Here is a 25,665-nt window from a genome sequence, read left to right as displayed (position 1 = left end):
CGTCTGTGGCAGCGTGATTCTCGCCACCCTTGATGAGGGTTGCGCTCAGATGAGCGGATCATGGGCGGCTGCACTTCTCAAAGGATGGCACTGAGTGCCACCTCTTGATCGTTCATCGAGCAAAAACATACGTGAAGAAAGGCGCTCATCTGAGCGCCCTGTGCGATCTATGGGGGTTGACCCGTTCAAGAAGTGAAAACACAGGTGTTCGGTCGCTTGCCACGGCTTGACTTTCGATCCGGTGGCGGACGGGTGGTTACAGGCGCATGACGCGCAAGTGGACGTACCCAGGCGCCTTCGATCTGGGTATGTTCCTCGCCGTCAGGGCAGCCACCGCGTCCTCCAGGAGACGAGACCCGTGTCGGAAAACAAAGATCCTCAGGTAGCTGAGCACGGTAAGAGCGTTGAGGGCGTGAAGTTCGTTTACGACTTCACCGAGGGCAACAAGGACCTCAAGGACCTCCTCGGCGGAAAGGGCGCGAACCTCGCCGAGATGACGAACCTGGGCCTTCCGGTCCCGCCGGGCTTCACCATCACCACCGAGGCCTGCAAGGTCTACCTGGACAGCGGCGAGGAGCCGGCGGCACTGCGTGACGAGGTGAGTGCGCACCTCGCGGCCCTGGAGGAGAGGATGGGCAAGAGGCTCGGCCAGCCGGACGACCCGCTGCTGGTCTCCGTCCGCTCCGGCGCCAAGTTCTCCATGCCGGGCATGATGGACACCGTCCTCAACATCGGCCTGTCCGACCGGTCGGTGCAGGGCCTCGCCCGGCAGGCCGGCGACGAGCGCTTCGCCTGGGACTCCTACCGCCGCCTCATCCAGATGTTCGGCAAGACCGTCCTCGGCGTCGACGGCGGCCTCTTCGAGGACGCGCTGGAGAAGGCCAAGGAGGCCAAGGGGGTCGCGGTCGACACCGAGCTGGCGGCCGCCGACCTGAAGAAGCTGGTCACCACCTTCAAGAAGATCGTCAAGAGGGAGACCGGCCGGGACTTCCCGCAGGACCCGCGCGAGCAGATGGACCTGGCCATCCGCGCGGTCTTCGACTCCTGGAACGGCGACCGCGCCAAGCTCTACCGCCGTCAGGAGCGCATCCCGCACGACCTGGGCACGGCCGTCAACGTCTGCTCCATGGTCTTCGGCAACCTGGGCCCGGACTCCGGCACGGGCGTCGCCTTCACCCGTGACCCCGCCTCCGGCCACCAGGGCGTCTACGGCGACTACCTGCAGAACGCGCAGGGCGAGGATGTGGTCGCGGGCATCCGCAACACCGTCCCGCTCGCGGAGCTGGAGCGCATCGACAAGAAGTCGTACGACCAGCTGCTGCAGATCATGGAGACGCTGGAGAACCACTACAAGGATCTCTGCGACATCGAGTTCACCATCGAGCGTGGCCGGCTGTGGATGCTGCAGACCCGCGTCGGCAAGCGCACGGCGGGCGCGGCCTTCCGCATCGCCACCCAGCTGGTCGACCAGGGCCTGATCGACGAGGCGGAGGCGCTCCAGCGGGTCACCGGCGCGCAGCTCGCGCAGCTGATGTTCCCCCGCTTCGACGAGAGCGCGAAGGTCGAGCGGATCGGCCGGGGCATCGCGGCCTCGCCGGGCGCCGCGGTCGGCAAGGCGGTCTTCGACTCCTACACCGCGGTGAAGTGGTCGCGCTCGGGCGAGAAGGTCATCCTGATCCGCCGCGAGACCAACCCCGACGACCTGGACGGCATGATCGCCGCCGAGGGCATCCTGACCTCGCGCGGCGGCAAGACCTCGCACGCGGCCGTGGTCGCGCGCGGCATGGGCAAGACCTGCGTCTGCGGCGCCGAGGAGCTGGAGGTCGACACCAAGCGCCGCCGCATGACGGTCCCCGGCGGGCACGTCGTCGAGGAGGGCGACGTCATCTCCATCGACGGCTCGACGGGCCGGGTCTACCTGGGCGAGGTGCCGGTCGTGCCCTCCCCGGTCGTGGAGTACTTCGAGGGCCGGATGCACCCGGGCGCCGACGACGCCGACGAACTGGTCGAGGCCGTGCACCGGATGATGTCCTTCGCCGACCGCAAGCGCCGGCTGCGGGTGCGGGCCAACGCGGACAACGCCGAGGACGCGCTGCGGGCGCGGCGGTTCGGCGCGCAGGGCATCGGCCTGTGCCGCACCGAGCACATGTTCCTCGGTGACCGGCGCGAACTGGTGGAGCGGCTGATCCTGGCCGACACCCAGGCCGAGCGCGAGGAGTCCCTCAAGGAGCTGCTGCCGCTGCAGAAGCAGGACTTCGTCCAGCTGTTCGAGGCGATGGACGGCCTGCCGGTGACCGTCCGCCTGCTGGACCCGCCGCTGCACGAGTTCCTGCCCGACATCACCGACCTGTCGGTGCGCGTCGCCCTCGCCGAGGCCCGCCAGGAGCCGCACGAGAACGAGCTGCGCCTGCTCCAGGCCGTGCACCGCCTGCACGAGCAGAACCCGATGCTGGGCCTGCGCGGTGTGCGCCTCGGCCTGGTCATCCCCGGCCTGTTCACCATGCAGGTCCGGGCGATCGCGGAGGCCGCGGCCGAGCGCAAGGCGGCCAAGGGCGACCCGCGGGCCGAGATCATGATCCCGCTCGTCGGCACGGTCCAGGAACTGGAGATCGTCCGCGAGGAGGCCGACCGGGTCATCGAGGAGGTGCAGGCGGCGACCGGCACGCGGCTGAAGCTGTCGATCGGCACGATGATCGAGCTGCCGCGCGCCGCCCTGACCGCCGGCCAGATCGCCGAGGCGGCGGAGTTCTTCTCCTTCGGCACCAACGACCTCACCCAGACCGTGTGGGGCTTCAGCCGGGACGACGTGGAGGCCTCCTTCTTCACGGCGTACCTGGAGAAGGGCATCTTCGGCGTCTCCCCGTTCGAGACGATCGACAAGGACGGCGTGGGCTCCCTGGTCGCGTCCGCCGCGAAGGCCGGCCGGGCCACCCGCCCCGACCTCAAGCTCGGCGTCTGCGGCGAGCACGGCGGCGACCCGGAGTCGGTCCACTTCTTCCACGAGGTGGGGCTCGACTACGTCTCCTGCTCCCCGTTCCGCATCCCGGTGGCGCGGCTGGAGGCGGGCCGGGCGGCCGTGCAGGCGGAGGGCAGCGACCACCGCTGAGCCCTCGGCAGGACCACCGGCCGGCCCCCGCGCGGAGGCCGGCCGGCCCGCCGGAAGGCACCGCGCCCGGACCCGGCCCTCACCGACGGGGCGGCGCGTTCCGGAACACGAAGGGCGGGGCGGCACCCGTGCGGGGGCGCCGCCCCGCCCGCGTACTACAGCGGCTTGCCCTCCCGCAGGCACACCACCGTGCCCGAGCGGGCCGCCGTGTGCAGGGCGGTGAGGGCGTCCGGGTGGGCGGCGAGGCGGAGGGCGCGCGCCTCGGGGAGCGGGAAGAGGCCGTCGGCGTCGTGCTCGGGGCTGCGCCGCACGGACTGCCGGCCGGTGAGGGTGCCGCCGTGGAAGTAGAAGTCCAGCACCGGGCCCGTGCCCTTGACGTCGGCGCGGTGGTCGTAGCCGATCAGGCGGGGCGCCCGGTCCAGGACGATGCCGGTCTCCTCGTACAGCTCGCGGCGGGCCGCCGTCAGCGGGTCCTCGCCGTGGTCCAGCATGCCGCCCGGCAGTCCCCAGGCCCCGGCGCCCGGCCGTCCCCCGGCGTAGCGGAGCAGCAGGATCCGGTCGTCGGGGTCGTGGAGCAGGACGCAGGCGGCGACGATGGTCTGGGGGAGCGTCCTGACCCACTCCGCGCGGGGCAGGACGCGCTCGAGGTGCTCGGCGGTCCCGGTGATGTCCACGATGCTGTTCCTTCCGTCGGCCGGGCAGTCGGGGTGAGCTGCCCACAGGGAGGAACGGCCGGGTCCGCGGATGGTCACCGGCACCGGCGCGTCAGGCGCCGCGGGCGCCGGTACGGCCGTCCCCCGCGGAAAGGGGCGGGTGAGGGGGACGACCGTACGCCCCGGTCACCAGGGGCGGGAAGGCGGCTGCCCGGGCGCGGCGGTCACGCGCGGAACGGGCCCCGCACCTCGTAGGTGATGCCGCCCGAGGAGCTGCCGGTCGTGCCGCGCTGGCTGGAGAAGTACAGGCGGGTGCCGTCCGGGGAGAAGGCCGGGCCGGTGATCTCCGAGCCGGACTGGCCGTCGATGCGCAGGAAGGGGGCCACCACGCCGTCCGGGGTGATCACGCAGATGTCCATGGTGCCGCCGTCCTCGGCGACGAACAGGTCGCCCGAGGCGGAGCCGGTGACGTTGTCGACGCCGGTGAGCGGGGCCGTGCCGGACGTCACCAGGGAGTCGTCGTAGGCGAGCTCGATGGTCTGGGCGGCCGCGTCGTAGCGCCAGACGCGGTTGTCGCCCTTGGTGGTGAACCAGCAGGTGTCGTCCGCGTAGTAGCAGCCCTCGCCGCCGTTGAACCGCTTGGCGCCGGCGACCTGGTCGCGGGTGGCGGTCGCGCCGGTGGGGTCGGGGACCCGGGCCCAGGCGACCGGGCCGGACGTGCCGGTGCCGGCCACCATGACCTCCAGCGTGCCGGAGGAGAGGTCGCCCCAGGTCGTCGGGCGGAAGCGGTAGAAGCAGCCGTCGGTGACGTCCTCGGTCAGGTAGACGACCCTGCGGACCGGGTCGGCGGCCGCCGCCTCGTGCTTGAAGCGGCCCATGGCGTCCCGGCGGACCGCCGCCTTCACGCCCCAGGGGTCCGTCTCGTAGACGTAGCCCCGGTCGACCTCCTCGCAGGACAGCCAGGTGTTCCACGGGGTCCTGCCGCCCGCGCAGTTGGTGCGGGTGCCCGACAGGATGCGGTACGCGCCGGTGATCGCGCCGGTGGCGGAGAACCGCACCGCGCTCGCGCCGCCGCCGGGGCTGATCTCCGAGTTCGACACGTAGATCCAGCCCGCGCCGTCCGCGTAGCACGCCCCGCCGTCGGGGGCGTCGTGCCAGGTGTACGACGTTCCGGGCACCGTCTGGCGGGACCGGGCGACGATCCGGCTGGTGAAGCCGCTCGGCAGCCGGACGCCGTTGACGTCCGGCGCGCCGAGCGGCCCGTACGGGCCGGTGCCGGGCTGGGCGGGGGCGGCGTGCGCGGCGCCGCGCCACAGGGTTCCGCCGAGCACGGCGGAGGAGCCGCCGACGACGGCCGCACGCAGGAGGGTACGACGTTCCACTCTTGCTCCAAGAGGTGTCGTGACCGCCCCGCCACCGGACGGCGGCGGGATCGGGGGTGCGGTGAGGGACCCTAGGGGCGCTGGGTTATCCGTCTCGGTGACCCGGGGTGTCCGGGGCGTGGACAGGGCGTGACGGGCGGGTGGGGGCCGCGCCGCCGGACGGGAGGCGCGGGCGGCCGCCGAAGCGTGCGGCGGCGGTGGGCACGCCGAACCGCGGGCCGGTGGTCGTGCGCCGGCGGTCAGGCCGTCTGGCCGCCGTCCACCACCAGGTCGGCGCCCACCACCGACGCCGCGTCGTCCGACGCCAGGTACAGCACCGCGGCGGCCACCTCCTCGACGGCGGAGACCCGGCCGAGCGGGTTCGCCGTCTTCATGCGCTCCGCGCGGTCGGCCTCGGTCTCGCCCGGCCTGAGCGACATGGACGTGGCGGTCGCGCCGGGGCTGACCGCGTTGATGCGGACGCCGTCCCCGATGTGGTCACGGGCCGCGCTCCTGGTGAGCGCGGAGACGGCGGCCTTGGTGGCGGTGTACGCGGCGGCCCCGGCGGGGCGCAGGTGCGCGCCGAAGGTGGAGGCGATGTTCACGATCGCGCCGCCGGACGGCTGGGTGCGCATCCGGCGGATCTCGGCCTGGAGGGCGAGGAACACGCCGGTGAGGTTGGTGTCGAGCTGGGTGCGCCAGTCCTCCTCGGACAGGTCGGCCAGCGGGCTGCCGCCGTGGAAGACGCCCGCGTTGTTGACCGCCACGTCGAGTCCGCCGAAGTGCTCCACGGCGGTGTCGACGACGGCCCGCACGTCGGCGGCGCGCGCCACGTCGGCGGTGACGGCCAGCGCCGTGCCGCCCGCCCGCTCGATCAGCGCCACCGTCCCGTCCAGCGGCTCCGGCCGGCGGCCGGCGACCACGACGTGCGCGCCCTCGGCGGCGAGCGCCAGGGCGACGGCCCGGCCGATGCCGGAGCCGGCGCCGGTGACGAGGGCGGTCCTGCCGGTGAAACGGTGGGTCATGATCTCCCCTTTTTTTGACCGATCGATTCAATTTTCGGGCATGGAAAAGCGCCCCGGTGAAGGGGCGCCTCAGTCGAGCAGGGCCAGGGCCTGTTCCGCCGCCTCCCGGACGCGGGCCGGGTCCGACGACGCCTTGCCGACCACGCGCAGCCCCTGCGTCACGACCAGCAGCATGCGGGCGAGCGCGCGCGGGTCGCGGTCCTCGGGCAGCTCGCCCTGCGCCTGCGCGCGGGCCAGCGCCGAGTGCAGCAGGGTCTCCACGTGGTCCCACCGCCGCTCGACGCGGCGGGCCGCCTCCGGGTCGTGCGGCGCCAGCTCGGCGGCCGTGTTGGTGACGAAGCAGCCGTACAGCCGCTGCTCCTCGGCCGCCTCGTCGGCGAACCGGCGCACGACGGACCGGACGGCGGGCAGCGCCGGCCCCGGCCGGGACAACTCCCGCAGCAGCAGCGCGTCACGGTTCTCGCAGTACCGGTCGAACGCCTTCAGGTACAGCTCGCGCTTGTTGCCGAAGGTCGCGTAGATGCTGGCGCGTCCGATGCCGAGGTGCTCGACGAGGTCGGACATCGACGTCGCCTCGTAGCCGCGCCGCCAGAACAGCTCCAGGGCCGACTGCAGCGCGGCGTCCGGATCGAACTCCTTGGTCCTGGCCACACGGCGCAGCCTAGGCATGTTTAGAACGACCGGTCAATAAATCTTCCTACGAGGCCCGCACCCGGTACGCCGCCACCCGCACCGTCGCGTCGTCCAGGCACTGTCCGGAGAGCAGGTCGAAGCGCTGCTTCAGCAGCGGGGAGGCCACGAACGGGCGGCCCCGGTGGGTGCCGGTCAGACCGCGGGAGAGGACCGCCGCGCCGGTGAACGGGTCGCGGTTGTCGAGGGCGTACAGCGCCCCGCCGCGGTCGCGGAAGAGGGCCGCCTGGCGGCCGTCCGGCAGCAGGGCCGCCACGCCGCGGCCCGGCAGGAGGGCGTTCAGGTCGCAGACCGTGAACCAGTCGCCGTCCAGCAGGAGCTGGACCTTCAGGTCGGTGGTCTCGGGTGCCAGGGTCATCGCTGGGCGCTTCCTTCCAGGGCGGCTTCCTCGGACCGCGCCGGCCGCGTGCCGATGGCCAGCAGCGGCAGGTCGGGCTTGATCTGGTCGCGTTCGGGCACGAAGGCGACGACCGGGTCGGGGGTGTCCGGCGCGTTGACGAAGGACACGAACCGGGCCAGCTTCTCCGGGTCGTTGACGGTCTCGGCCCACTCGTCGCGGTAGTGCGCGACGTGGGCGGCCATCAGCTGCTCCAGCTCCGCGCAGATGCCGAGCGAGTCGTGCACCACCACGTCCCGCACGTGGTCCAGGCCGCCGGGGATCCGCTCCAGCCAGGTGGAGGTGCGCTCCAGGCGGTCGGCGGTGCGGATGTAGAACATCAGGAACCGGTCGATCAGCCGGACCAGCTCGGCGTCGGACAGGTCCTGCGCCAGCAGGTCCGCGTGGCGCGGGGTCGCGCCGCCGTTGCCGCCGACGTACAGGTTCCAGCCGTTGGCCGTGGCGATCACGCCGAAGTCCTTCGACCGGGCCTCGGCGCACTCGCGCTGGCAGCCGGAGACGGCCGACTTCAGCTTGTGCGGGGAGCGCAGGCCCCGGTAGCGCAGCTCCAGGTCGATCGCCATGCGGACGGAGTCCTGGACGCCGTAGCGGCACCAGGTCTGCCCGACACAGGACTTCACCGTGCGCAGCGACTTGCCGTAGGCGTGGCCCGACTCGAAGCCGGCGTCCACCAGGCGGGCCCAGATCAGCGGGAGCTGCTCGACGCGCGCGCCGAACATGTCGATCCGCTGACCGCCGGTGATCTTCGTGTAGAGGCCGAAGTCGCGGGCGATCTCGCCGATCACGATGAGCTTCTCCGGGGCGATCTCACCGCCGGGGATGCGCGGGACGACCGAGTACGAGCCGTTCCGCTGGAGGTTGGCCAGGAAGTGGTCGTTGGTGTCCTGCAGCGCCGCCTGCTCGCCGTCCAGGACGTAGCCGCTCGCGCCGATCGCCGGGGCGAGGGAGGCGATGATCGAGCCGACCGTCGGCTTGCAGATCTCGCAGCCGTCGGTGCCCCGGGCCTCCTCGCGGCCGTAGCGGTCCAGCAGGTCCTGGTAGGAGGTGATCCGCAGGGCGAGGACGATCTCGTACAGCTCCTCGCGGGTCTGCCCGAAGCAGCCGCACAGGCCCTTGTCGACCTCGACGCCGCTCGCCTCCAGCTCGGCCTCGACCAGCCGGCCGAGCACCTTGACGCAGGAGCCGCAGCCGGTGCCGGCCCTGGTGCACTTCTTCACCTCGGGCACGGTGGCGCACTTGTGGTCGGTGACCGCGCGGCGGATCGTGCCCTTGGAGACGTTGTGGCAGGAGCAGACGATCGCGTCGTCCGGCAGCGCGGACGGGCCGAGCCGGGCCGGCTCCCCGGCCCCGGCGGGCAGCACCAGCGACTCGGGCGGGACCGGCGGGACCGAGCCGGTGAACGCCTTCAGCGTGCCGTAGGCGTCCGCGTCGCCGACCAGGATGCCGCCGAGCAGAGTGCCGTCGCGGCCGACGACCAGCTTCTTGTACAGGCCCGCGCGGGAGTCGGAGTAGACGACGTCCAGGCAGTCCTCGGTGGTGCCGTGCGCGTCGCCGAAGGACGCCACGTCCACACCGAGCAGCTTCAGCTTGGTGGACAGGTCCGCGCCGGTGAACGCGGCCTCGTCCCGCGCGATGGTCGCGGCCGCGGTCTCGGCCTGCTCGTAACCGGGGGCCACCAGGCCGTAGACCCGGCCGTCGGCGGCCAGGGCGCACTCGCCGATCGCGAACACGCGCGGGTCGGTGACCGTACGGCACTGCTCGTCGACCGCGACGCCGCCGCGCTCGCCGACCGCCAGGCCGCAGTCGCGGGCCAGCTGGTCGCGGGGGCGGACACCGGCCGAGAAGATCACCATGTCGGTGGCGATCTCGGAGCCGTCGGACAGCCTCATGCCGGTGACCGAGCCGTCCTCGCCGGTCACGATCTCCTGGGTGCCCGTGCCGCAGTGCACGGTCAGGCCCATGTCCTCGACGGTGCGCAGCAGCGCCGCGCCGCCGCCCTCGTCGACCTGCACCGGCATCAGACGCGGCGCGAACTCCACGATGTGCGTCTCGACGCCCAGGCCCTTGAGCGCGCCCGCGGCCTCCAGGCCGAGCAGGCCGCCGCCGACGACGGCTCCCGTCGACGCCCTGGTCCTCGCGTACTCCTCGATGGCGAGCAGGTCCTCGACGGTGCGGTAGACGAAACAGCCGGTGGCGTCCTTGCCCGGCACCGGCGGCACGAACGGGTAGGAGCCGGTGGCCAGGACGAGGACGTCGTAGCCGACGACGAGGCCCGAGCGGGCGGTGACCTTGCGGGCCTCCCGGTCGACGGACTCGGCGGGGTCACCGACGCGCAGCTCGATGCCGTGCTCCTCGATGAACGCCATGTCGGTCAGGGAGAGGTCCTCGGGCGTCCGGCCCGAGAAGTACGAGGTGAGCTGGACGCGGTCGTAGGCCGGGCGCGGCTCCTCGCACAGCACGACCACGCGGTGCGTGGCGGTCAGGCCGCGCTCGGCGAGCGCTTCGAGGAAACGCTGGCCGACCATGCCGTGGCCGACGAGCACGATCGTGGGGGTGCCCCCCGGGGTGGCGGTCATCAGGAGCCTCCGTCGTTGGTGAGCAGGTGGAGCAGGGGGCCGTCGCCGGGGAGCGGCTCCGTTCCCTCCCAGGCGCGCGCCAGCGCGCCGACGGTGCCGAGTTCGCCGACGAGGACCCCGCCGACCAGGCGGTCGTCGCGGACGACGACCTTGCGGTAGGTGCCGCGGGTGGCGTCGGCGAGCTGGACGACGTCGTCGCCCGGCCGCGCCTCGGTCTCGCCGAACGCGGCGAGGTCGAAGGGGCCGCCGTGCCCGGCGAGGGTGAGCCGGGTCAGGGAGCGGGTGCCGGTGTAGCGGGCGGCGGTGTCCCCGGCCAGCAGCGCGGCCAGGGCGTCGGCCTGTTCGAGGGCCGGGGCGGCCAGCCCGTACACCGTGCCGGCGTGCTGGGCGCAGTCGCCGACGGCGTGGACGTGCGGGTCGGAGGTGCGCAGTGCGTCGTCGACGAGGACGCCCTTGCGCACGGCGAGCCCCGCCTCCTCGGCGAGGCCCGTGCGCGGGCGCACCCCGCAGGCCAGGACCACCAGGTCGGCGTCGAGCGCGTACCCGTCGGCCAGCTCCACCGAGCGGACCGCGCCGCCGGCGCAGCGCACGTCGCGCACCCGGCATTCGGTGTGCACCTCCACGCCGAGGTCCGTCAGGTGCCGGCGGACCAGCCCCGAGGCGGCCGGATCCAGCTGACGCTCCATCAGCCGCTCGGCCTGCTGGGCGAGCACGACCTGCGCGCCGCGCACCGCGAGCGCCCGCGCCGCGGACACCCCGAGCAGTCCGCCGCCGACGACCACCGCCCGCACCCCCGGCCGGACCGCCCGGGACAGGCCCAGGCAGTCGTCCATGGTGCGGAACGCGTGCACGCCCTCGGGCAGCGCGCGGCCGGATCCGAACAGGCCGCGCAGCGGCGGCAGCACGGGGTTGGAGCCGGTCGCCAGGACCAGCGTGTCGTATGCGATCACCGAGCCGTCCGCGCAGCGCACGGTCCGCCCGGCGCGGTCGATGCCGGTGACCCGGGCGCGGGTCAGCGCCGCGGGCGCCGGCAGCGCGATCACCTCGGGGGCGTACCGGCCGGCCAGCACCTCGGCGAGCAGCACCCGGTTGTAGGGCCGGTGCTCCTCCTCGCCGATCAGCAGCGCGGGCGTGCCGAGCTCGCCGAGCCGCCGGGCGAGCCGGACGCCCGCGAGGCCGGCGCCGATCACCACCACACGCGTATTCGAGGTCATGCCCCTGAGCGTGCGGTGCCGGTGTTACCCGGCCGCATCACGTCTGTTTCCCGGGGGGAACGCTGCCCTCAACGGGGCCGGGGGGCGGGTGTGAGGGCCGCGGGAGGGGCCGCGCGGCGGGCCGGGCCGCGTGGTGGGGCCGGGGCGCACGACGGGCCGAACCTCGGAAAGCCCTCATCTGGTTGGACGGCACATCCATCCCGTCCGTAGGGTCGCGGCCATGCCCGACATCACGCTCGCCATGGTCGCCCTGCTCTGCCTCGCTGCGCTCGCCGCCGGGTGGATCGACGCCGTGGTCGGCGGCGGCGGGCTCCTGCTGCTGCCCGTCCTGCTGCTGGGCCTGCCGTCCGGCACCCCGGCCGCGCACGCGCTCGGCACCAACAAGGCGGTCGCCATCGTCGGCACGACGGGCGCGGCGGTGACGTACGCGCGCAAGGCCCCGGTGGACGTGCGCACGGCCGTGCGCATCGGGCTGGCCGCCCTCGCCGGGTCGTCCGCCGGGGCCTTCTTCGCGGCCGGGATGAGCACCGAGGTGCTCAAACCCGTGATCATGGTGGTGCTGCTCGGGGTCGCCGCCTTCGTGATCCTGCGCCCCGCCTTCGGCACGGCCCCCGCGCCCGGCCCGGCCACCCGCCGCCGGGTCCTCGCGGCGATCGGCCTCGCGGGCCTGGGCATCGGTTTCTACGACGGTTTCATCGGCCCCGGCACCGGCACGTTCCTCGTCCTGGCGCTCACCGCCGTCCTGCACCTGGACCTGGTGACCGCCTCCGCCACCGCCAAGATCGTCAACTGCTGCACCAACGCGGGCGCGCTCGCCATGTTCGCCTGGCAGGGCGCGGTGCTGTGGCGGCTGGCCGCGCTGATGGCCGTGTTCAACCTGGCGGGCGGCATGCTGGGCGCCCGCACGGCGCTGAAGAGGGGCAGCCGCTTCGTGCGCGTCGTGCTGCTGACGGTGGTCTTCGCCCTGGTGGCGAACCTGGCCTACGAGCAGTGGCTCGCCTGACGCGTGGGGCGGCGGTGCCGGTCAGCGCACCAGCAGGTCGACCACGCCCGTCAGGCCCTCCGCGCCGCTGCCCTCGGCCAGGCGGCGGCGCATCAGCTCGAAGTAGGGGCGCAGCAGTTCCGTGCTGACCCCCTGCTGCTCGGCGGTGTCCAGGAAGGTCGGCACGCCGGCCACCTGCATGGCGAGATCGGAGGCGACGCCTTCGGTGTAGTCGCCGCTGCGCAGCTGCCCGGCGGTCTGGTGGACCGCCGGGGCCATCGCGACGAGCCAGTCGGCGAGCAGCGGGGCGAACGCCGTGGGGTCGATGTCCTCCGTGCGGATCAGGGCGAAGGCGTGCGCGGCCCCGGCGAACATCCCGTACATGGCGCTGAGCAGGGCCACGTCGTACAGGGCCGCGAAGCCCGCGTCCTCGCCGACGTAGGTGGTGCCGGCCGGGACGGCCAGGGTCTCCCGGTGCCGCTCGAACAGCTCCCGCGAGCCGCTGTAGAGGACGTGGCCGCCGGCTTCCGGGACGCCGATCATGGGCGGGACGGCCATGATCCCGCCGTCCAGGTAGCGGGCGCCGCGCTCGCGGGCCCACTCGGCGCGGGCGCGGGCCTGGGCGGGGGTGCCGGAGGTCAGGTTGACCAGGTCCCGGCCGGCCAGGTCGGCGCCGGCCAGCACCTCGTCCACCGAGGCGTCGTCCAGCAGGCAGACGACGACCAGGGGGTTCGCCGCGACCGCCGCCGCGGCGTCGTCCGCGACCCGCGCGCCCTCGGCGGCGAGCGCCGCGGCGCGGGCCGGGGTGCGGTTCCAGACGGTGAGCGGATGGCCGGCGGCGAGCCAGGCACGGGCCAGCGCGGTGCCCATCGCGCCGAGGCCCAGCAGGGTGAGGGAGGTCTTCCCGGTCGTGTTCCGTGTCATGCCGATCAGGTTCGCCGCCGGCCCGGAGGTGATCAAGTACGCACTTCGGAGTGGGTGGTTACCCTGAGGTGAGCGAGCACGTCAAAGGGGTGGGCATGACGACGCTGAACCGGCCGGGCGCACCGGATGGACACGTCTGCGGGATCGACACCGCCATGGAGGTGATCGGCGGCAAGTGGAAGGTGCTGATCCTCTGGGCGCTCCACGAGCACCCCCGCCGCCGCTTCGGCGAGCTGCGCCGGCTGCTTCCGGGGATCACCGAGAAGGTGCTGGCCTCCCACCTGCGTGAGATGGAGGCGGACGGCATCGTGCGCCGCGTCTCCTACGACGAGGTGCCGCCCCGCGTCGAGTACTCGCTGACCGGGGACGGCGTACGCCTCAACGACGCGCTTCAGCCGCTGGCCGCCTGGGGACGCGGGCGGCCGGCCGCCCGGCGGCCGGTGGAGGCGGCGGGCTAGGACCCGCCCGGCGCCTCCCCGGGGCGCGCAGGGCGTGCGCGCCGGCCCGGGGAGGCGGGCGGCCGGCTCACCGGCTGCCCGTCAGATGCGCGAAGACGACGACGTTGCCCTGGTAGCCGGTGCTCCGTGAGTAGCCCCCGCCGCAGGTGATGACCCGCAGTTCGGGCCGGCGCGCCGCCCCGTACACCCGCTCGTCGGGGAAGTGCCGCGCGGCGTACACCTCGACCGCGTCCACGGTGAACACCGCCACGCCGCCGTCCCGCCGGCCCACCTCCACGGTGCTGCCCTTCCGCAGGGCGCCGAGGCGGTAGAAGACGGCGGGGCCGTCGGCGTTGTCGACGTGCCCGGCGACGATCGCGGTGCCGGTCTCGCCGGGCGTGGTGCCGGCCTGGTACCAGCCGGCGAGGTTCGGTTCGGCGGCGGGCGGCGCGTCCAGGCCGCCGGACGGGGTGAGGCCCAGACCCACGAGGGGGGCGTCCACCCGGATCGCCGGGATGCGGATGCGGTCGGGCGGGGAGGGCGGCAGCGCCGGCGCGGCGGGCGGCTCGGCGTCCCGCGCGGCACGGGCCTCGGCGGCGGACGGCTGCGGCGGGGCGTGCGGGGCGCCGCAGACCAGCAGCCAGGCGCCGGCGCCGAGGGCGACCAGCGTGACGGCCGCCATGGCGATGTCGCCGACCCTGTGCATGACGAGCCCTCTCCTTCGGGCCCCGGCCCCCTCCGGGCCGCGAGGGGCGTCGGACCCGGAGGGGGAGGGGGTTGCGGTACCGGCGGACGGACAGCGGAGGGTGTCCGTCAGATCCCGTCGCCTCTCGCCCGGCGATGCAGGAGCCAGGTACCGCCCGCGGCGGCGACGGCGAGGGCCGCCACACCGGCCGCGGTCTGCACGGGGTCGGGGCCCAGAGCGCCGCCGACCCCCGTCTTCACGCTTCCTCTGGGATGCACCTGCGCGCGGGAGGACGCCGGCGTGACCACCAGATCGCCCGTCACCCGCCGGCCGCTCCCGGCGCACGTGGCGACGATCTCGTACGTCCCGGGCCGGGCGCCGGGCGGCACCCGGAACTGGCCGATCGCCTCGCCCCGGTGGGTGCTCGGCGCCAGCGTGAAGGCGCCCGCGCCGACCGCGCCGGCGTCGCCCGCGATCGTGCCGGCGTCGCCGCACGCCGCCGTGTTCACCGTGACCCGGCCGCCCGGCACGGCCGAGGACGGGTACACCTGGAGGCCGCCGGTGCCCGCGCCGTACGCGGGCACGGCGGCCAGGCCCGCGGCGGTGAAAGCGAGCGCGGTCCCGGTCAGCAGACGGGCGGTGCGGCGCATCAAGGCTCCTTCGTGATCGCGTCCCTGCCCTACCGAGGTAAGTGGCACCGGGTCCCGCCCGCTTCCTGAAAGACCGTCAGAAATGGGGTGAACGGGTGTCGGACGGCGCCGCCCCGCACCCCGCCCGCCCGCTGTTTCAGCAGGTCACCGACGTGCGACACGGGGCGGCCGGGCGGGTCGCGGAAGAACACCCGATGGGTGCAGGGCGCGGCGGTGAACGGGTGACCGGGGCCGGCCCGCGCCGGCCGCGCCCCACGCCGCCGCCACGGCCGCGCACTTCGTGCCGTTCGCCCCGTGCGGGTCGCGCGCCGCGTTCGGCGCGGCCGTCCGCGCGCCCGCGAGGGCCGTCCCGGGCAGCGCCGGAGGCGACCGTGCTCCGCGCGTGGTCGTGCCGGGCCGGGGACCGGGGCGGGCCCGTGGCGGCGCGCGAGGAGAGAGAATCGTCCGCGTGAGTCCTCCGGAGCTCCCGTTCTTCGTCTACGGCACCCTGCGCCCCGGCGAGCCCCACCACGCCCTGTTCCTGCGCGGCCGGACCCGCGCCGAGGAGCCGGCGCGGCTGCGGGACGCGGTGCTGTACGCCGGACCCGGCTACCCGTACGCGGTGGCGGAACCCGGCGGCGTGGTGCACGGCGAACTCGTCACCGCACGGCCGGAGGAGTACCGCGCGCTGCTCGCCGAGCTGGACCGGCTGGAGGGGTACACGCCGGGCGGCGCGCGCAACCTCTACGAGCGCGTCGAGCGCCGGGTGACGCGCGACGGCGACGGCGGGCGGGCGCGGGCGTGGGTGTATCTGGCCGCCCCCGCCGTCGCCGCGCGGCTGCGCGACGGGGGCACGCGCGTCGCGGGCGGGGACTGGACGGCGTACCGGCGCGGCACACGGCCCCCCGGCACCGGGTGAGCACCGGCGGACGAGCGGGCGCGCTATTGCCGCACGGCCTCCAGCCGCACCGCGCACGCCTTGAACTCCGGCATGCGGGAGGCCGGGTCGAGGGCGGGGTTGGTGAGGGTGTTGGCGCGGCCCTCGCCCGGCCAGTGGAAGGGCATGAAGACGGTGTCCGGGCGGATGGCGGTCGTGATGCGGGCGGGCGCGACGGCCCGTCCGCGCCGGGACACCACCGCCACCGGGTCGCCCTCCGCCGCGCCCAGCCGGGCCGCCAGCCGCGGATGCAGCTCCACGAACGGCCCCGGCGCGGCGGCGTTCAGCTCGTCGACGCGCCGGGTCTGGGCGCCGGACTGGTACTGCGCCACGACCCGCCCGGTGGTCAGCAGCACGGGATACTCCTCGTCCGGTTCCTCCGCGGCCGCCCGGTGCGCGACGGGGACGAAGCGGGCCCGGCCGTCCTCGGTGGCGAACCGGTCGAGGAAGAGGCGGGGCGTGCCGGGGTGCGCGGCCGTGGCGGGGGCGCGGTCCCGCGCCGGACCGCCGGGACGGGCGTCCGGCCCGCCGGGCGCGGCGCCCGCCGCGTCCGGGGACGCCGGGCACGGCCAGAACACGCCGTTCTCCTCCGCCAGCCTGCGGTAGGTGATCCCGGAGTAGTCGGCGGGCCCGCCCGCGCTCGCCCGGCGCAGCTCCTCGAAGACCTCCTCCGGATCGGCCGGGAAGCCCTTCTCCACCCCCAGCCGGGCGGCGAGCCCGTGCAGCACCTCCAGGTCGCTGCGGACGCCCTCGGGCGGGGCGATCGCGCGCCGCCGCAGCAGCACCCGGCCCTCCAGGCTGGTCATGGTGCCGGTCTCCTCCGCCCACTGGGTGACGGGCAGGACGACGTCCGCGAGCGCCGCCGTCTCCGACAGCACCACGTCGCACACCGCGAGGAAGTCCAGCGACCGGACGCGCTCCTCCACGTGCGCGGCGCGCGGCGCCGACACCACCGGGTTGGAGCCCATCAGCAGCAGCGACCTGATGTCCGTGCCCAGCGCGTCCAGCAGCTCGTACGCGCTGCGGCCCGGGCCCGGCAGGCTGTCCGGGTCCACGCCCCACACCCCGGCGACGTGCCGGCGCGCCGCCGGGTCGGTCAGCTTGCGGTAGCCGGGCAACTGGTCGGCCTTCTGGCCGTGTTCGCGTCCGCCCTGCCCGTTGCCCTGCCCGGTCAGGCAGCCGTACCCCGACCGGGGCCGCCCGGCCCGCCCGGTCGCCAGGCACAGGTTGATCCAGGCGCCCACCGTGTCGGTGCCCTTGGACTGCTGCTCGGGCCCGCGCGCGGTGAGCACCATGGCGGCCTCGGGCTCGCAGAACATCCGCACGGCCCGGCGCAGTTGCGGCACGGACACCCCCGTGATCCGCTCCACGTACTCCGGCCAGTGCGCCATCGCCGCCGCCCGCGCCTCCTCCCAGCCCACGGTCCGCTCCCGGATGTACGCCTCGTCCGTGCGGCCCTCGGCGACGACCAGGTGCAGCAGGCCCAGGGCGAGCGCCAGGTCGGTGCCGGGCCGGGGCGCCAGGTGCAGGTCGGCCTGGACGGCGGTCCTGGTGCGGCGCGGGTCGACGACGATCAGCGTGCCGCCGTTGTCCTTCAGCTCGGTGAGGTACCGCAGCGCCGGCGGCATGGTCTCCGCGAGGTTGGAGCCGACGAGGATCACGCAGCCGGTCCGCGGGATGTCCGCCAGCGGGAAGGGCAGCCCGCGGTCCAGGCCGAACGCCTTCGTGCCGGCCGCCGCGGCCGACGACATGCAGAACCGGCCGTTGTAGTCGATCTGCGAGGTGCCCAGCACCACCCGCGCGAACTTGCCGAGCGCGTACGCCTTCTCGTTGGTCAGCCCGCCCCCGCCGAACACCCCGACCGCGTCCGGGCCGTGCTCGGCGCGGGTGCGGGCGAGCCCCTCGGCGATCCGGTCCAGCGCCTCGTCCCAGGAGGCGGGCACCAGCGCGCCCGCGGAGCGCACCAGCGGGGAGGTCAGCCGCACCCGGGACGACAGCACCGCCGGCGCGGTGCGGCCCTTGCCGCACAGCGCGCCCCGGTTCACCGGGAAGTCCGCGCGCTCGGTCACCTCGACGGTCCCGTCGGCGGCGGGCGTCAGATTCATCCCGCACTGCAGGGCGCAGTAGGGGCAGTGCGTGGGCGTCGCGGAGTTCTGCATGCCGTTCAGCCTGCGTCCCCGGTGTTACGCGTCGCGCCGGCCCCGGTTACACGACCGGTACGGCGACCTCCCCGCGTCCGGGGGGCCGCCGTGAGGCCGCCGTGAGGCCCGGGCGCGGGAGGCGGCGCCCCGCCCCCACGGGAATCTCTCCCGAGCCCCCGCGGCACCGGGCCGCGTCGCACCGGCCGGCGCCGTACGACACGCCCCCCGCCGCCTCACACGGCTCCGCACCGCGCCGTGAACCCCCCGAAAACCCCCGTGACGCCCGCGCAACGGGGCGGCAATCCCGCACCCGCACCATCGACGCATGACGGCGATCAGCGAACCGGGGCCCGACGGGCCGGACACTCCCCGCGGCGCGTCCACGGTCCTCCCCGGCGCCACGGCGTACCCCGGGGGCCGGCCCGCCGCCCGGCGCGGCCCCCTCCCGCCGGCCGGCCGCCGCCCGGGCCCGCCCGCCCTGGTGCTCGTGGCCCACGGCAGCCGCGACCCGCGCGCGCCGGGCACCGTGCGCGCCCTCCTCGCAAGGGTCCGCGCGCTGCGCCCCGGCCTGCCCATGCACCTCGGCCACATCGAGCTGAACGCGCCCCTGCTCCCCGACACGCTCGCCGCGCTCGGGGACGCGGACGCCGTCCTGGTACCGCTGCTGCTCAGCCGCGGCTACCACGTCAAGCGGGACATCCCCGAGATGGCCGCCGCGTCCCCGGCCCGCACCCGCGTGGCCGCCCCGCTCGGCCCGCACCCCCTCCTCGTGGACGCCCTGCACGCCCGCCTCGTCGAGGCCGGCTGGCGCACCGGTACGGACGCCGCCGCCCGCCGCGCCGACGCCGTCGTGCTCGCCGCCGCCGGCTCCCGGGACCCGGAGGCGAGGACCGACACGGACCGCACCGCCCGCCTGCTCGCCGCCCGCCTGGGCGTCCCCGTCCTGCCCGCCTACGCCTCCGCCGCCGCTCCCACGGTCGAGGACGCCGTCCGGCACCTCGCCGCCCGGGGCCGCACCCGTGTCGCCCTGGCCTCCTACTTCACGGCCCCCGGCCGCTTCGCCGCCGAATGCGCGGCCCAGGCCCCCTGGCTGGCGGCGGCCCCGCTGGGCACCCACCCGGCGATGGCCCGCCTGATCCTGCACCGCTACGACCGGGCCCTGGCGGCGCCGGCCACCGCGCGGCCCGAACCGGCGCCGGCCCGAGGCGCGCGGTGAGGGACGACCCCGCCCACCGATGGAGACGCCGCCGGCCGGGGCCGCCACCGCCGCGCCGCACGGGCGGCGGCGCCCGCCGCGTCCGTCAGCCGGAGGCCCGGCCGGTCCGGCGGCACAGGACGGTCTCTCGCCGCATGTGCCCCAGCTTCCCGGGATTGCGCACGGCGTAGAGCCCGGTGACGAGGCCGTCGTCGACGCGCGCCGTCACGACGGTGTCGAGCGCGCCGTCGACCAGGAAGACCAGCGCCGGGTGGCCGTTGACCTGCGCCGGCCGCAGCGACACCGCGGCGGCGGCCCTGCTCAGCCCGGCGATCAGCAGACGGGCCACCTTGTCGGCCCCCACGACGGGCCGCGGCACGGCCTGCACGACTCCGCCGCCGTCGCCCATCAGCACGACGTCCGGCGCGAGCACGTCGAGCAGGCCCTGCAGATCGCCCGTCTCGGCCGCCCGCCGGAACGCCTCCAGCGCGTCCCGGGTCTCGGCCGGGGAGACGGACCCGCGCGGCCGGCGCGCCGCGACGTGCGCCCGGGCCCGGTGCGCGATCTGACGGACCGCGGCCGGGCTCCTGCCGACGGCCCCGGCGATCTCGTCGTACCCGAGGCCGAACACCTCGCGCAGCACGAACACCGCCCGCTCGGTCGGCGCGAGCGTCTCCAGCACCAGCAGCACCGCCGTGGAGACGCTGTCGGCCAGCTCGACGTCCTCGGCCACGTCCGGAGCGGTCAGCAGCGGCTCGGGCAGCCAGGGGCCGACGTAGGACTCCCGGCGGCGGCCGAGCGCGCGCAGCCGGCTCAGCGCCTGGCGCGTGACGATCCGGACCAGGTACGCACGCCGGTCCCGCACCTCGGCGAGGTCGACACCCGCCCACCGCAGCCAGGTCTCCTGCAGGACGTCCTCCGCGTCGGCGGCCGAGCCGAGCACCTCGTAGGCGACGGTGAACAGCAGGTTGCGGTGGGCGACGAAGATCTCGGTGGCGGGGTCCGCGCGCCCGCCGCCGGCGGACCGCCCGGCCGTGTCCCCGGCGCGCCCGCCGTGCCCGCTCCCCACCGGCCGCTCCCGCTCGTGCGCTTTCGACGATGTCATACGCACAGGACGCCGGCCCCCGCGGCCCTGTGACACCCGCGAGCGGTGGCGTACGTCACACCGCCGGACCGTCACGGGGAGCGGGCCGCCGGCGTCTCGTGGTCGTCCCGTACGGCACACGAGTGAGGACGAAGCCATGGACGCCCGATTCGACCTGTTCGGCAACGAGGTCGCCGCCCGGTTCGCCAAGCGGTTCGCCGCCGCCGGCCTGCTGGTCCAGCAGTCTCCGCTGCCGAAGTCCACGCAGGAGCTGGTGTCGTTGCGCGCCAGCCAGATCAACGGCTGCGGTCACTGCGTCGACATGCACACCAAGGAGGCCGCGGCCGCCGGTGAGAGCGCGGTCCGGCTCCACCTGGTCGCCGCCTGGCGCGAGTCCACCGTGTTCACCGAGGCCGAGCGGGCCGCGCTGGCGCTCGCCGAGGAGGGCACCCGGCTCGCCGACGCCCACCACGGCGTGTCCGACGAGACCTGGGCCCAGGTGCGCGAGCACTACGACGACGACCGGACCGCCGCACTGGTCTGCCTGGTCGCCCTGATCAACGCGGCCAACCGGCTCGCCGTGATCACGCACCAGCGGGGAGGCTCCTACGCGCCCGGCATGTTCGCCGCCGCGTTCGACTGACCGGCGGACGGATCCGGCCCGGCCCGGGACCGCCCGGGCCGGGCCGCACGGCACGCGGCGGTCCCGGACGACGGCCCGCTCGGGCGCGGCCGGTGACGACGCCCGGCGCCCGGCGGACCGATGTCCGGGCGCACGGCCCCCTCGTGCCCTTACTGTCGGACCATGGAAGGCACCGCACCCCCCACCGGCTATGACCCGGCGTCAGTCGCCCGCTGGGCCCCCGAACCGGACAAACGCCCCGGCCGCACCGCCTTCCAGCGCGACCGCGCCCGCGTCCTGCACTCCGCCGCGCTGCGCCGCCTCGCCGGCAAGACCCAGGTCGTCGACCCGGGCGTGCCGCACCGGGCGTGGGACGCCAGCCCCCGCACCCGGCTCACCCACTCGCTCGAATGCGCGCAGGTCGGCCGCGAGCTCGGCGCCAGCCTCGGCTGCGACCCCGATCTCGTCGAGGCCGCCTGCCTCTCCCACGACCTGGGCCACCCGCCCTTCGGCCACAACGGCGAACGGGCGCTGAACGAGTGCGCCGCGGACTGCGGCGGTTTCGAGGGCAACGCCCAGTCGCTGCGCCTGCTCACCCGCATCGAACCCAGACGCTTCGTCACCGACCCCGGCACGGGCGGCCTCGTCAGCGTCGGCCTCAACCTCACCCGCGCCGCCCTCGACGCCGCGACCAAGTACCCCTGGCCGCGCGGCGCCCACCCCACCGACCCGGCCTCGGTGAAGTTCGGCGTCTACGAGGACGACCGGCCCGTCTTCGACTGGGTCCGCGAAGCGGCCCCCGGCACCCGCACCTGCTTCGAGGCCCAGGTCATGGACTGGTCCGACGACGTGGCCTACTCCGTGCACGACCTGGAGGACGGCCTGCACGCCGGCCACATCGACCCCGCCTGCCTGCGCTCCGGGACCGAACGGCAGACGGTGTTCCAGGTCGCCCTCGGGCGGTACGTCCCCGCCGGCACCGACCCCGGGGAACTGGCCGAGGCGCTCGACCGCCTCCTCGCCCAGGAGTGGTGGCCGCACGGCTACGACGGCTCCGCGCTCGCCCAGGCCCGGCTGAAGGACGCCACCAGCCAGCTCATCGGCCGGTTCTGCCTGGCCGCCGAGGGCGCCACCCGGCAGGCGTACGGGGGCGGCCGGCTCACCCGGTACACCGCCGAACTCGTCGTACCGCGCGGCACCCGCATGGAGTGCGCCGTCCTCAAGGCGGTCGCCGACCGCTACGTCATGCAGCGCGCCGAGCAGGAGCGGCTCCGCGTCGAGCAGGAGATCGTCGTCGCCGAACTGGCCGAGGCGCTCACCGCCCGCGCCCCGGACGGCCTGGACCCGCAGTTCCGCGCCCTGTTCGAGCGGGCCGCCGACGACCGCGCCCGCAAGCGGGTCGTCGTCGACCAGATCGCCTCCCTCACCGACGTCTCGGCCCGCTCGCTGCACGCCCGTCTGACGGGACGCGCGTGACACCCGTGCGACGCGCGGGACGGGGGAGACACGGGCACGCCCGAATGTGACTCTCCGTGGCCTGATCGGGTCACTCCCCCTTCCCGCATCACGCTCCGTGCGGGACGCTCGCAGGTGGCGACACCCCAGAAGGAGGCACCACGTGGTGGACGCGGATCAGACATTCGTCGTCGTCGGAGGCGGTCCGGCCGGCGTGGGGGCGGCCGGGACGCTCCGCGCGGAGGGCTTCACCGGCCGCGTGATACTGATCTGCGACGAACGCGACCACCCCTACGAGCGGCCGCCCCTGTCCAAGGGCTACCTGCTCGGCAGGCAGGCACGCGACAGCGTCTTCGTGCACGAGCCCGCCTGGTACGCCGCCCACGGCATCGAGCTGCACCTGGGCGCGACCGTCGACGCGATCGACCGTACGGCCAGGACGGTCCGCTTCGGCGAGGACGGCACCGTCGTCCGCTACGACAAGCTGCTGCTGGCGACCGGCGCGGAGCCCCGCCGCCTCGACGTCCCGGGCACGGACCTCCTGGGCGTGCACCACCTGCGCCGCCTCGCCCACGCCGAACGCCTCAGGACCGTGCTGGCCAACCTCGGCCGGGACAACGGCCACATCGTGATCGCCGGCGCCGGCTGGATCGGCCTGGAGGTCGCGGCGGCGGCCCGCCAGTACGGCGCCGAGGTCACCGTCGTCGAGCCCGAGCCGACCCCGCTGTACGCGGCCCTCGGCCCCGAACTGGGCCAGCTCTTCGCCGAGCTGCACCGCGAGCGCGGCGTCCGCTTCCGCTTCGGCGTCCGGCTCACCGAGATCGTCGGCGAGGACGGCGCGGTCCTCGCGGCCCGCACGGACGACGGCGAGGAGCACCCCGCGCACGACGTCCTCGCCGCCGTCGGCGCGGTCCCGCGGGACGCCCTCGCCCGGGCGGCGGGGCTGGAGATCGCCGACCGCGCCCACGGCGGCGGCATCGTCGTCGACGAGCGGCTGCGCACCTCCGATCCCGACATCCACGCCGCCGGCGACGTCGCCTCCATCCCGCACCCGCTCTTCGGCACCCGGCTGCGCGTCGAGCACTGGGACAACGCCCTGAACGGCGGCCCGGCCGCCGCCCGCGCGATGCTCGGCCGTGCGGTGACCTACGACCGGGTGCCCTGCTTCTTCTCCGACCAGTACGACCTGGGCATGGAGTACAGCGGCTGGGCGCCCCCGGGGACGTACGACCAGGTGGTGATCCGCGGCGACGCGGGGAAGCGGGAGTTCGTCGCGTTCTGGGTGGCGCGGGGGCGCGTGCTGGCCGGGATGAGCGTGAACGTGCGGAACGTCACGGAGCCGGTCCGGAAGCTGATCCGTTCCCGGGCCCGGGTGGACACCGAGGCGCTGGCGGACCCGCACGTGCCGCTGGACGGCCTGGTCCCCTAGACCCTGCCGGCGCCTTCCCGCCCGCCGCGCGGCGGACCGGACCCCGGCCGGGGACCGGGCGTCCGGCCCCGGGAGTGTCCGTGCCGCCCCGTAGAATCACTCCGTGGCAGGACGGATCAACGACGAGGACGTGAAGGCGGTACGGGACGCGGTCCCGATCGACGCCGTGGTGTCCGAGTACCTCCAGCTGCGCAACGCCGGCGGCGGCAACCTCAAGGGCCTGTGCCCCTTCCACGACGAGAAGTCGCCGTCCTTCCAGGTCAGTCCCAGCAAGGGGCTGTTCCACTGCTTCGGCTGCCAGGAGGGCGGCGACACCATCACGTTCGTGATGAAGATCGACCACCTCTCCTTCTCGGAGGCGGTCGAGCGCCTGGCCGCCCAGGCCGGCATCACCCTGCGCTACGAGGAGGGCGGGTACAACCCCGCCCACCAGCGCGGCGAGCGCATCCGCCTGGTCGAGGCCCACAAACTCGCCGCCGAGTGGTACGCCGAACAGCTCGCCACCAGCCCCGAGGCCGAGGCCGGCCGGGTCTTCCTCGCCGAACGCGGCTTCGACCAGGCCGCCGCCGTGCACTTCGGCGTCGGCTACAGCCCGCAGGGCTGGGACCACCTCACCCGCTACTTGCGCGGCAAGGGCTTCAGCGACAAGGAGCTGCTGCTGGCCGGCCTGTCCCAGGAGGGCCGCCGCGGCCCCATCGACCGGTTCCGGGGCCGTCTGATGTGGCCCATCCGCGACATCGGCGGCGACGTCGTCGGCTTCGGCGCGCGCAAGCTCCACGAGGCGGACAACGGCCCGAAGTACCTCAACACCCCCGAGACGGCGATCTACAAGAAGTCCCAGGTCCTGTACGGCATCGACCTGGCGAAGAAGGAGATCGCCAAGACCTCCCGCGCGGTGGTGGTCGAGGGCTACACGGACGTCATGGCCTGTCACCTCGCCGGTGTGACGACCGCGATCGCCACCTGCGGCACGGCCTTCGGCGGCGAGCACATCAAGATCCTGCGCCGGCTGCTGATGGACAACGGCTCGGCCCGCGTGATCTTCACCTTCGACGGTGACGCGGCCGGCCAGAAGGCGGCCCTGCGCGCCTTCGAGGACGACCAGAAGTTCGCCGCCGAGACCTACATCGCCATCGCCCCCGACGGCATGGACCCCTGCGACCTGCGCCTGGCCAAGGGCGACGAGGCGGTCGCCGACCTGGTCGAGCCCCGCACCCCGCTCTTCGAGTTCGCCCTGCGCCAGATCGTCGGCCGCTACGACCTGGACACCCCCGCGGGCCGCGCCGCCGCCCTGGACGAGGCCGCCCCCGTCGTCGCCCGCATCAAGAACAGCGGCGCCCAGCACGAGGTCGCCGTGCAGCTCGCGGGCATGCTCGGCATCCTCGACACGCAGTTCGTGGTCAGGCGGGTGGCCCAGCTGGCCCGCTGGGCCCGCGAGCGCGGCGGCCGGGGCCCGGCCCCGGCGAACGGGCAGCGCCCGGCGCAGCAGTACGCCGCCGTCCCCGCGCCGGCCGTCCCCCGCGGCCCGGCGCTCAACCTCCGCAACCCCGTCTACGCCACCGAGCGCGAACTGCTCAAACTCGCCCTCCAGCGCCCGGAGCTGGTCTCCCCGGCCTTCGACGCGTACGGCGTCGACGAGTTCACCGCCCCGCCGTACGCCGCCGTGCGCCAGGCGATCCTGGACGCGGGCGGCGCGGAGTACGGCGTCCCGGACCCGCAGGAGTACCTGGTCCGGGTCCGGGAGGCGGCCCCCGACGACACCGTCCGCGCGATGGTCACCGAACTCGCCGTCGAGGCGATCATGCGCCGTACGGTCGACGAGGTCTACGCGGGCGAGGTGCTGGTCCGGGTCCGCCGCCGGGCCGTCGAGCGCCGCGTCCGCGACATCCAGAGCCGGCTGACCCGCCTGGGCGCCCACGGCGACCCGGCCGAGCTGGCCGCCGTGCAGAACGAGCTGTGGGTGCTGCAACAGTACGACCAGGCGTTGCGGGAGCACGGCGCCGCGGCGCTGTGAGGGCGGCGCCGGGGACCGCTCGGGCGCGGGGCGGGCCGCCTTCCGGCCGGCGGCGCCCGCGCCCCGGGCCCGGCGGGCGGCGGGGGGAACGCGGGCGGGGCGGGGGGGC

The 25,665-nt window shown here is 75.0% G+C and carries 21 protein-coding genes; 9 read left to right on the top strand and 12 right to left on the bottom strand.

The features are described 5' to 3' along the window. Nucleotides 1-358: 358 nt before the first annotated feature. Complete coding sequence (gene ppdK, locus ABD363_RS10240; protein WP_344601897.1) at nucleotides 359-3,106, top strand: pyruvate, phosphate dikinase; 2,748 nt, start codon at nucleotides 359-361, stop codon at nucleotides 3,104-3,106. 155 nt (nucleotides 3,107-3,261) lie between these two features. Here the strand turns inward: ppdK and ABD363_RS10235 are convergent, their stop codons facing one another. From ABD363_RS10235 to ABD363_RS10205, 7 genes are all read right to left on the bottom strand, one after another. Then, on the bottom strand, nucleotides 3,262-3,780 hold the full coding sequence (locus tag ABD363_RS10235) for an NUDIX hydrolase (protein ID WP_344601895.1): 519 nt from the start codon (nucleotides 3,778-3,780) through the stop codon (nucleotides 3,262-3,264). A 203-nt stretch (nucleotides 3,781-3,983) separates the two neighbouring features. Beyond that, nucleotides 3,984-5,141: an alkaline phosphatase PhoX gene (locus tag ABD363_RS10230; protein ID WP_344601894.1), complete on the bottom strand. Its 1,158-nt coding sequence runs from the start codon at nucleotides 5,139-5,141 to the stop codon at nucleotides 3,984-3,986. Between the two features lie 239 nt (nucleotides 5,142-5,380). Then, nucleotides 5,381-6,145, bottom strand: a complete 765-nt coding sequence (locus tag ABD363_RS10225) for an SDR family NAD(P)-dependent oxidoreductase (RefSeq protein ID WP_344601893.1) — start codon at nucleotides 6,143-6,145, stop codon at nucleotides 5,381-5,383. Between the two features lie 69 nt (nucleotides 6,146-6,214). After that, entirely contained in the window at nucleotides 6,215-6,796 is a 582-nt protein-coding gene (locus tag ABD363_RS10220) for a TetR/AcrR family transcriptional regulator (RefSeq protein WP_344601891.1), read from the bottom strand. A gap of 46 nt (nucleotides 6,797-6,842) precedes the next feature. Further along, a complete protein-coding gene (nirD, locus tag ABD363_RS10215; RefSeq protein WP_344601889.1) occupies nucleotides 6,843-7,193 on the bottom strand; it encodes a nitrite reductase small subunit NirD in 351 nt (116 codons plus the stop codon). Continuing rightward, entirely contained in the window at nucleotides 7,190-9,808 is a 2,619-nt protein-coding gene (gene nirB, locus ABD363_RS10210; protein WP_344601887.1) for a nitrite reductase large subunit NirB, read from the bottom strand. Before nirB ends, nirD begins: the two co-directional genes overlap by 4 nt. Then, a complete protein-coding gene (locus ABD363_RS10205; protein ID WP_344601885.1) occupies nucleotides 9,808-11,022 on the bottom strand; it encodes an NAD(P)/FAD-dependent oxidoreductase in 1,215 nt (404 codons plus the stop codon). The genes nirB and ABD363_RS10205 overlap by 1 nt, the downstream gene beginning before the upstream one ends. Before the next feature lie 220 nt (nucleotides 11,023-11,242). On the opposite strand from ABD363_RS10205, the gene ABD363_RS10200 reads away from it, so the two are divergent. Continuing rightward, nucleotides 11,243-12,025 (top strand): sulfite exporter TauE/SafE family protein, encoded by a 783-nt coding sequence (locus tag ABD363_RS10200; protein ID WP_344601883.1) that lies wholly within the window; start codon nucleotides 11,243-11,245, stop codon nucleotides 12,023-12,025. 21 nt (nucleotides 12,026-12,046) lie between these two features. Here the strand turns inward: ABD363_RS10200 and ABD363_RS10195 are convergent, their stop codons facing one another. Beyond that, nucleotides 12,047-12,928: an NAD(P)-dependent oxidoreductase gene (locus tag ABD363_RS10195; RefSeq protein WP_344601881.1), complete on the bottom strand. Its 882-nt coding sequence runs from the start codon at nucleotides 12,926-12,928 to the stop codon at nucleotides 12,047-12,049. Nucleotides 12,929-13,023: 95 nt separating this feature from the next. On the opposite strand from ABD363_RS10195, the gene ABD363_RS10190 reads away from it, so the two are divergent. Then, nucleotides 13,024-13,386, top strand: a complete 363-nt coding sequence (locus ABD363_RS10190; RefSeq protein WP_344601879.1) for a winged helix-turn-helix transcriptional regulator — start codon at nucleotides 13,024-13,026, stop codon at nucleotides 13,384-13,386. Between the two features lie 67 nt (nucleotides 13,387-13,453). Here ABD363_RS10190 and ABD363_RS10185 read toward each other — a convergent pair whose 3' ends face one another. Together ABD363_RS10185 and ABD363_RS10180 are read right to left on the bottom strand one after the other, a co-directional pair. Further along, nucleotides 13,454-14,071, bottom strand: a complete 618-nt coding sequence (locus ABD363_RS10185) for a class F sortase (RefSeq protein WP_344601877.1) — start codon at nucleotides 14,069-14,071, stop codon at nucleotides 13,454-13,456. A gap of 107 nt (nucleotides 14,072-14,178) precedes the next feature. Further along, nucleotides 14,179-14,700, bottom strand: a complete 522-nt coding sequence (locus ABD363_RS10180) for a hypothetical protein (RefSeq protein ID WP_344601875.1) — start codon at nucleotides 14,698-14,700, stop codon at nucleotides 14,179-14,181. Between the two features lie 448 nt (nucleotides 14,701-15,148). On the opposite strand from ABD363_RS10180, the gene ABD363_RS10175 reads away from it, so the two are divergent. Further along, nucleotides 15,149-15,598 (top strand): gamma-glutamylcyclotransferase family protein, encoded by a 450-nt coding sequence (locus tag ABD363_RS10175; RefSeq protein WP_344601872.1) that lies wholly within the window; start codon nucleotides 15,149-15,151, stop codon nucleotides 15,596-15,598. A gap of 23 nt (nucleotides 15,599-15,621) precedes the next feature. Here ABD363_RS10175 and ABD363_RS10170 read toward each other — a convergent pair whose 3' ends face one another. Then, on the bottom strand, nucleotides 15,622-17,775 hold the full coding sequence (locus ABD363_RS10170) for a molybdopterin oxidoreductase family protein (RefSeq protein WP_344601870.1): 2,154 nt from the start codon (nucleotides 17,773-17,775) through the stop codon (nucleotides 15,622-15,624). Nucleotides 17,776-18,091: 316 nt separating this feature from the next. Here ABD363_RS10170 and ABD363_RS10165 point away from each other — a divergent pair, with 316 nt between their 5' ends. Continuing rightward, nucleotides 18,092-18,973: a sirohydrochlorin chelatase gene (locus ABD363_RS10165; RefSeq protein ID WP_425577967.1), complete on the top strand. Its 882-nt coding sequence runs from the start codon at nucleotides 18,092-18,094 to the stop codon at nucleotides 18,971-18,973. Between the two features lie 85 nt (nucleotides 18,974-19,058). Here the strand turns inward: ABD363_RS10165 and ABD363_RS10160 are convergent, their stop codons facing one another. Then, nucleotides 19,059-20,057, bottom strand: a complete 999-nt coding sequence (locus tag ABD363_RS10160) for an RNA polymerase sigma-70 factor (protein ID WP_344601866.1) — start codon at nucleotides 20,055-20,057, stop codon at nucleotides 19,059-19,061. A 136-nt stretch (nucleotides 20,058-20,193) separates the two neighbouring features. Here ABD363_RS10160 and ABD363_RS10155 point away from each other — a divergent pair, with 136 nt between their 5' ends. The 4 genes from ABD363_RS10155 to dnaG all read left to right on the top strand — a co-directional run bounded on the left by ABD363_RS10155 (nucleotide 20,194) and on the right by dnaG (nucleotide 25,556). Then, a complete protein-coding gene (locus ABD363_RS10155) occupies nucleotides 20,194-20,679 on the top strand; it encodes a carboxymuconolactone decarboxylase family protein (protein WP_344601864.1) in 486 nt (161 codons plus the stop codon). A gap of 162 nt (nucleotides 20,680-20,841) precedes the next feature. After that, nucleotides 20,842-22,134, top strand: coding sequence for a deoxyguanosinetriphosphate triphosphohydrolase (locus tag ABD363_RS10150; RefSeq protein ID WP_344601862.1), 1,293 nt, complete (start codon nucleotides 20,842-20,844; stop codon nucleotides 22,132-22,134). Between the two features lie 142 nt (nucleotides 22,135-22,276). Continuing rightward, nucleotides 22,277-23,542: an NAD(P)/FAD-dependent oxidoreductase gene (locus tag ABD363_RS10145; protein ID WP_344601860.1), complete on the top strand. Its 1,266-nt coding sequence runs from the start codon at nucleotides 22,277-22,279 to the stop codon at nucleotides 23,540-23,542. Between the two features lie 103 nt (nucleotides 23,543-23,645). Further along, a complete protein-coding gene (gene dnaG / locus ABD363_RS10140) occupies nucleotides 23,646-25,556 on the top strand; it encodes a DNA primase (protein ID WP_344601858.1) in 1,911 nt (636 codons plus the stop codon). Nucleotides 25,557-25,665: the final 109 nt, after the last annotated feature.

It is taken from the genome of Streptomyces glaucus (assembly GCF_039533365.1).
In the GTDB taxonomy this organism is placed as follows: domain Bacteria; phylum Actinomycetota; class Actinomycetes; order Streptomycetales; family Streptomycetaceae; genus Streptomyces; species Streptomyces glaucus.
The sequence above is the reverse complement of the archived record's forward strand: the minus strand, read 5'-3'. Positions and strand labels throughout refer to the sequence as shown.

Coding starts and splice junctions, on each gene's coding strand:
- ABD363_RS10200 (WP_344601883.1), top strand. CDS start 11,243: ATGCCCGACATCACGCTCGCCATGGTCGCCCTGCTCTGCCTCGCTGCG.
- ABD363_RS10155 (WP_344601864.1), top strand. CDS start 20,194: ATGGACGCCCGATTCGACCTGTTCGGCAACGAGGTCGCCGCCCGGTTC.
- ABD363_RS10195 (WP_344601881.1), bottom strand. CDS start 12,928: ATGACACGGAACACGACCGGGAAGACCTCCCTCACCCTGCTGGGCCTC.
- ABD363_RS10225 (WP_344601893.1), bottom strand. CDS start 6,145: ATGACCCACCGTTTCACCGGCAGGACCGCCCTCGTCACCGGCGCCGGC.
- ABD363_RS10185 (WP_344601877.1), bottom strand. CDS start 14,071: ATGCACAGGGTCGGCGACATCGCCATGGCGGCCGTCACGCTGGTCGCC.
- ABD363_RS10205 (WP_344601885.1), bottom strand. CDS start 11,022: ATGACCTCGAATACGCGTGTGGTGGTGATCGGCGCCGGCCTCGCGGGC.
- ABD363_RS10150 (WP_344601862.1), top strand. CDS start 20,842: ATGGAAGGCACCGCACCCCCCACCGGCTATGACCCGGCGTCAGTCGCC.
- ABD363_RS10180 (WP_344601875.1), bottom strand. CDS start 14,700: ATGCGCCGCACCGCCCGTCTGCTGACCGGGACCGCGCTCGCTTTCACC.
- nirB (WP_344601887.1), bottom strand. CDS start 9,808: ATGACCGCCACCCCGGGGGGCACCCCCACGATCGTGCTCGTCGGCCAC.
- ABD363_RS10190 (WP_344601879.1), top strand. CDS start 13,024: ATGACGACGCTGAACCGGCCGGGCGCACCGGATGGACACGTCTGCGGG.
- ABD363_RS10170 (WP_344601870.1), bottom strand. CDS start 17,775: ATGCAGAACTCCGCGACGCCCACGCACTGCCCCTACTGCGCCCTGCAG.
- ABD363_RS10160 (WP_344601866.1), bottom strand. CDS start 20,057: ATGACATCGTCGAAAGCGCACGAGCGGGAGCGGCCGGTGGGGAGCGGG.
- nirD (WP_344601889.1), bottom strand. CDS start 7,193: ATGACCCTGGCACCCGAGACCACCGACCTGAAGGTCCAGCTCCTGCTG.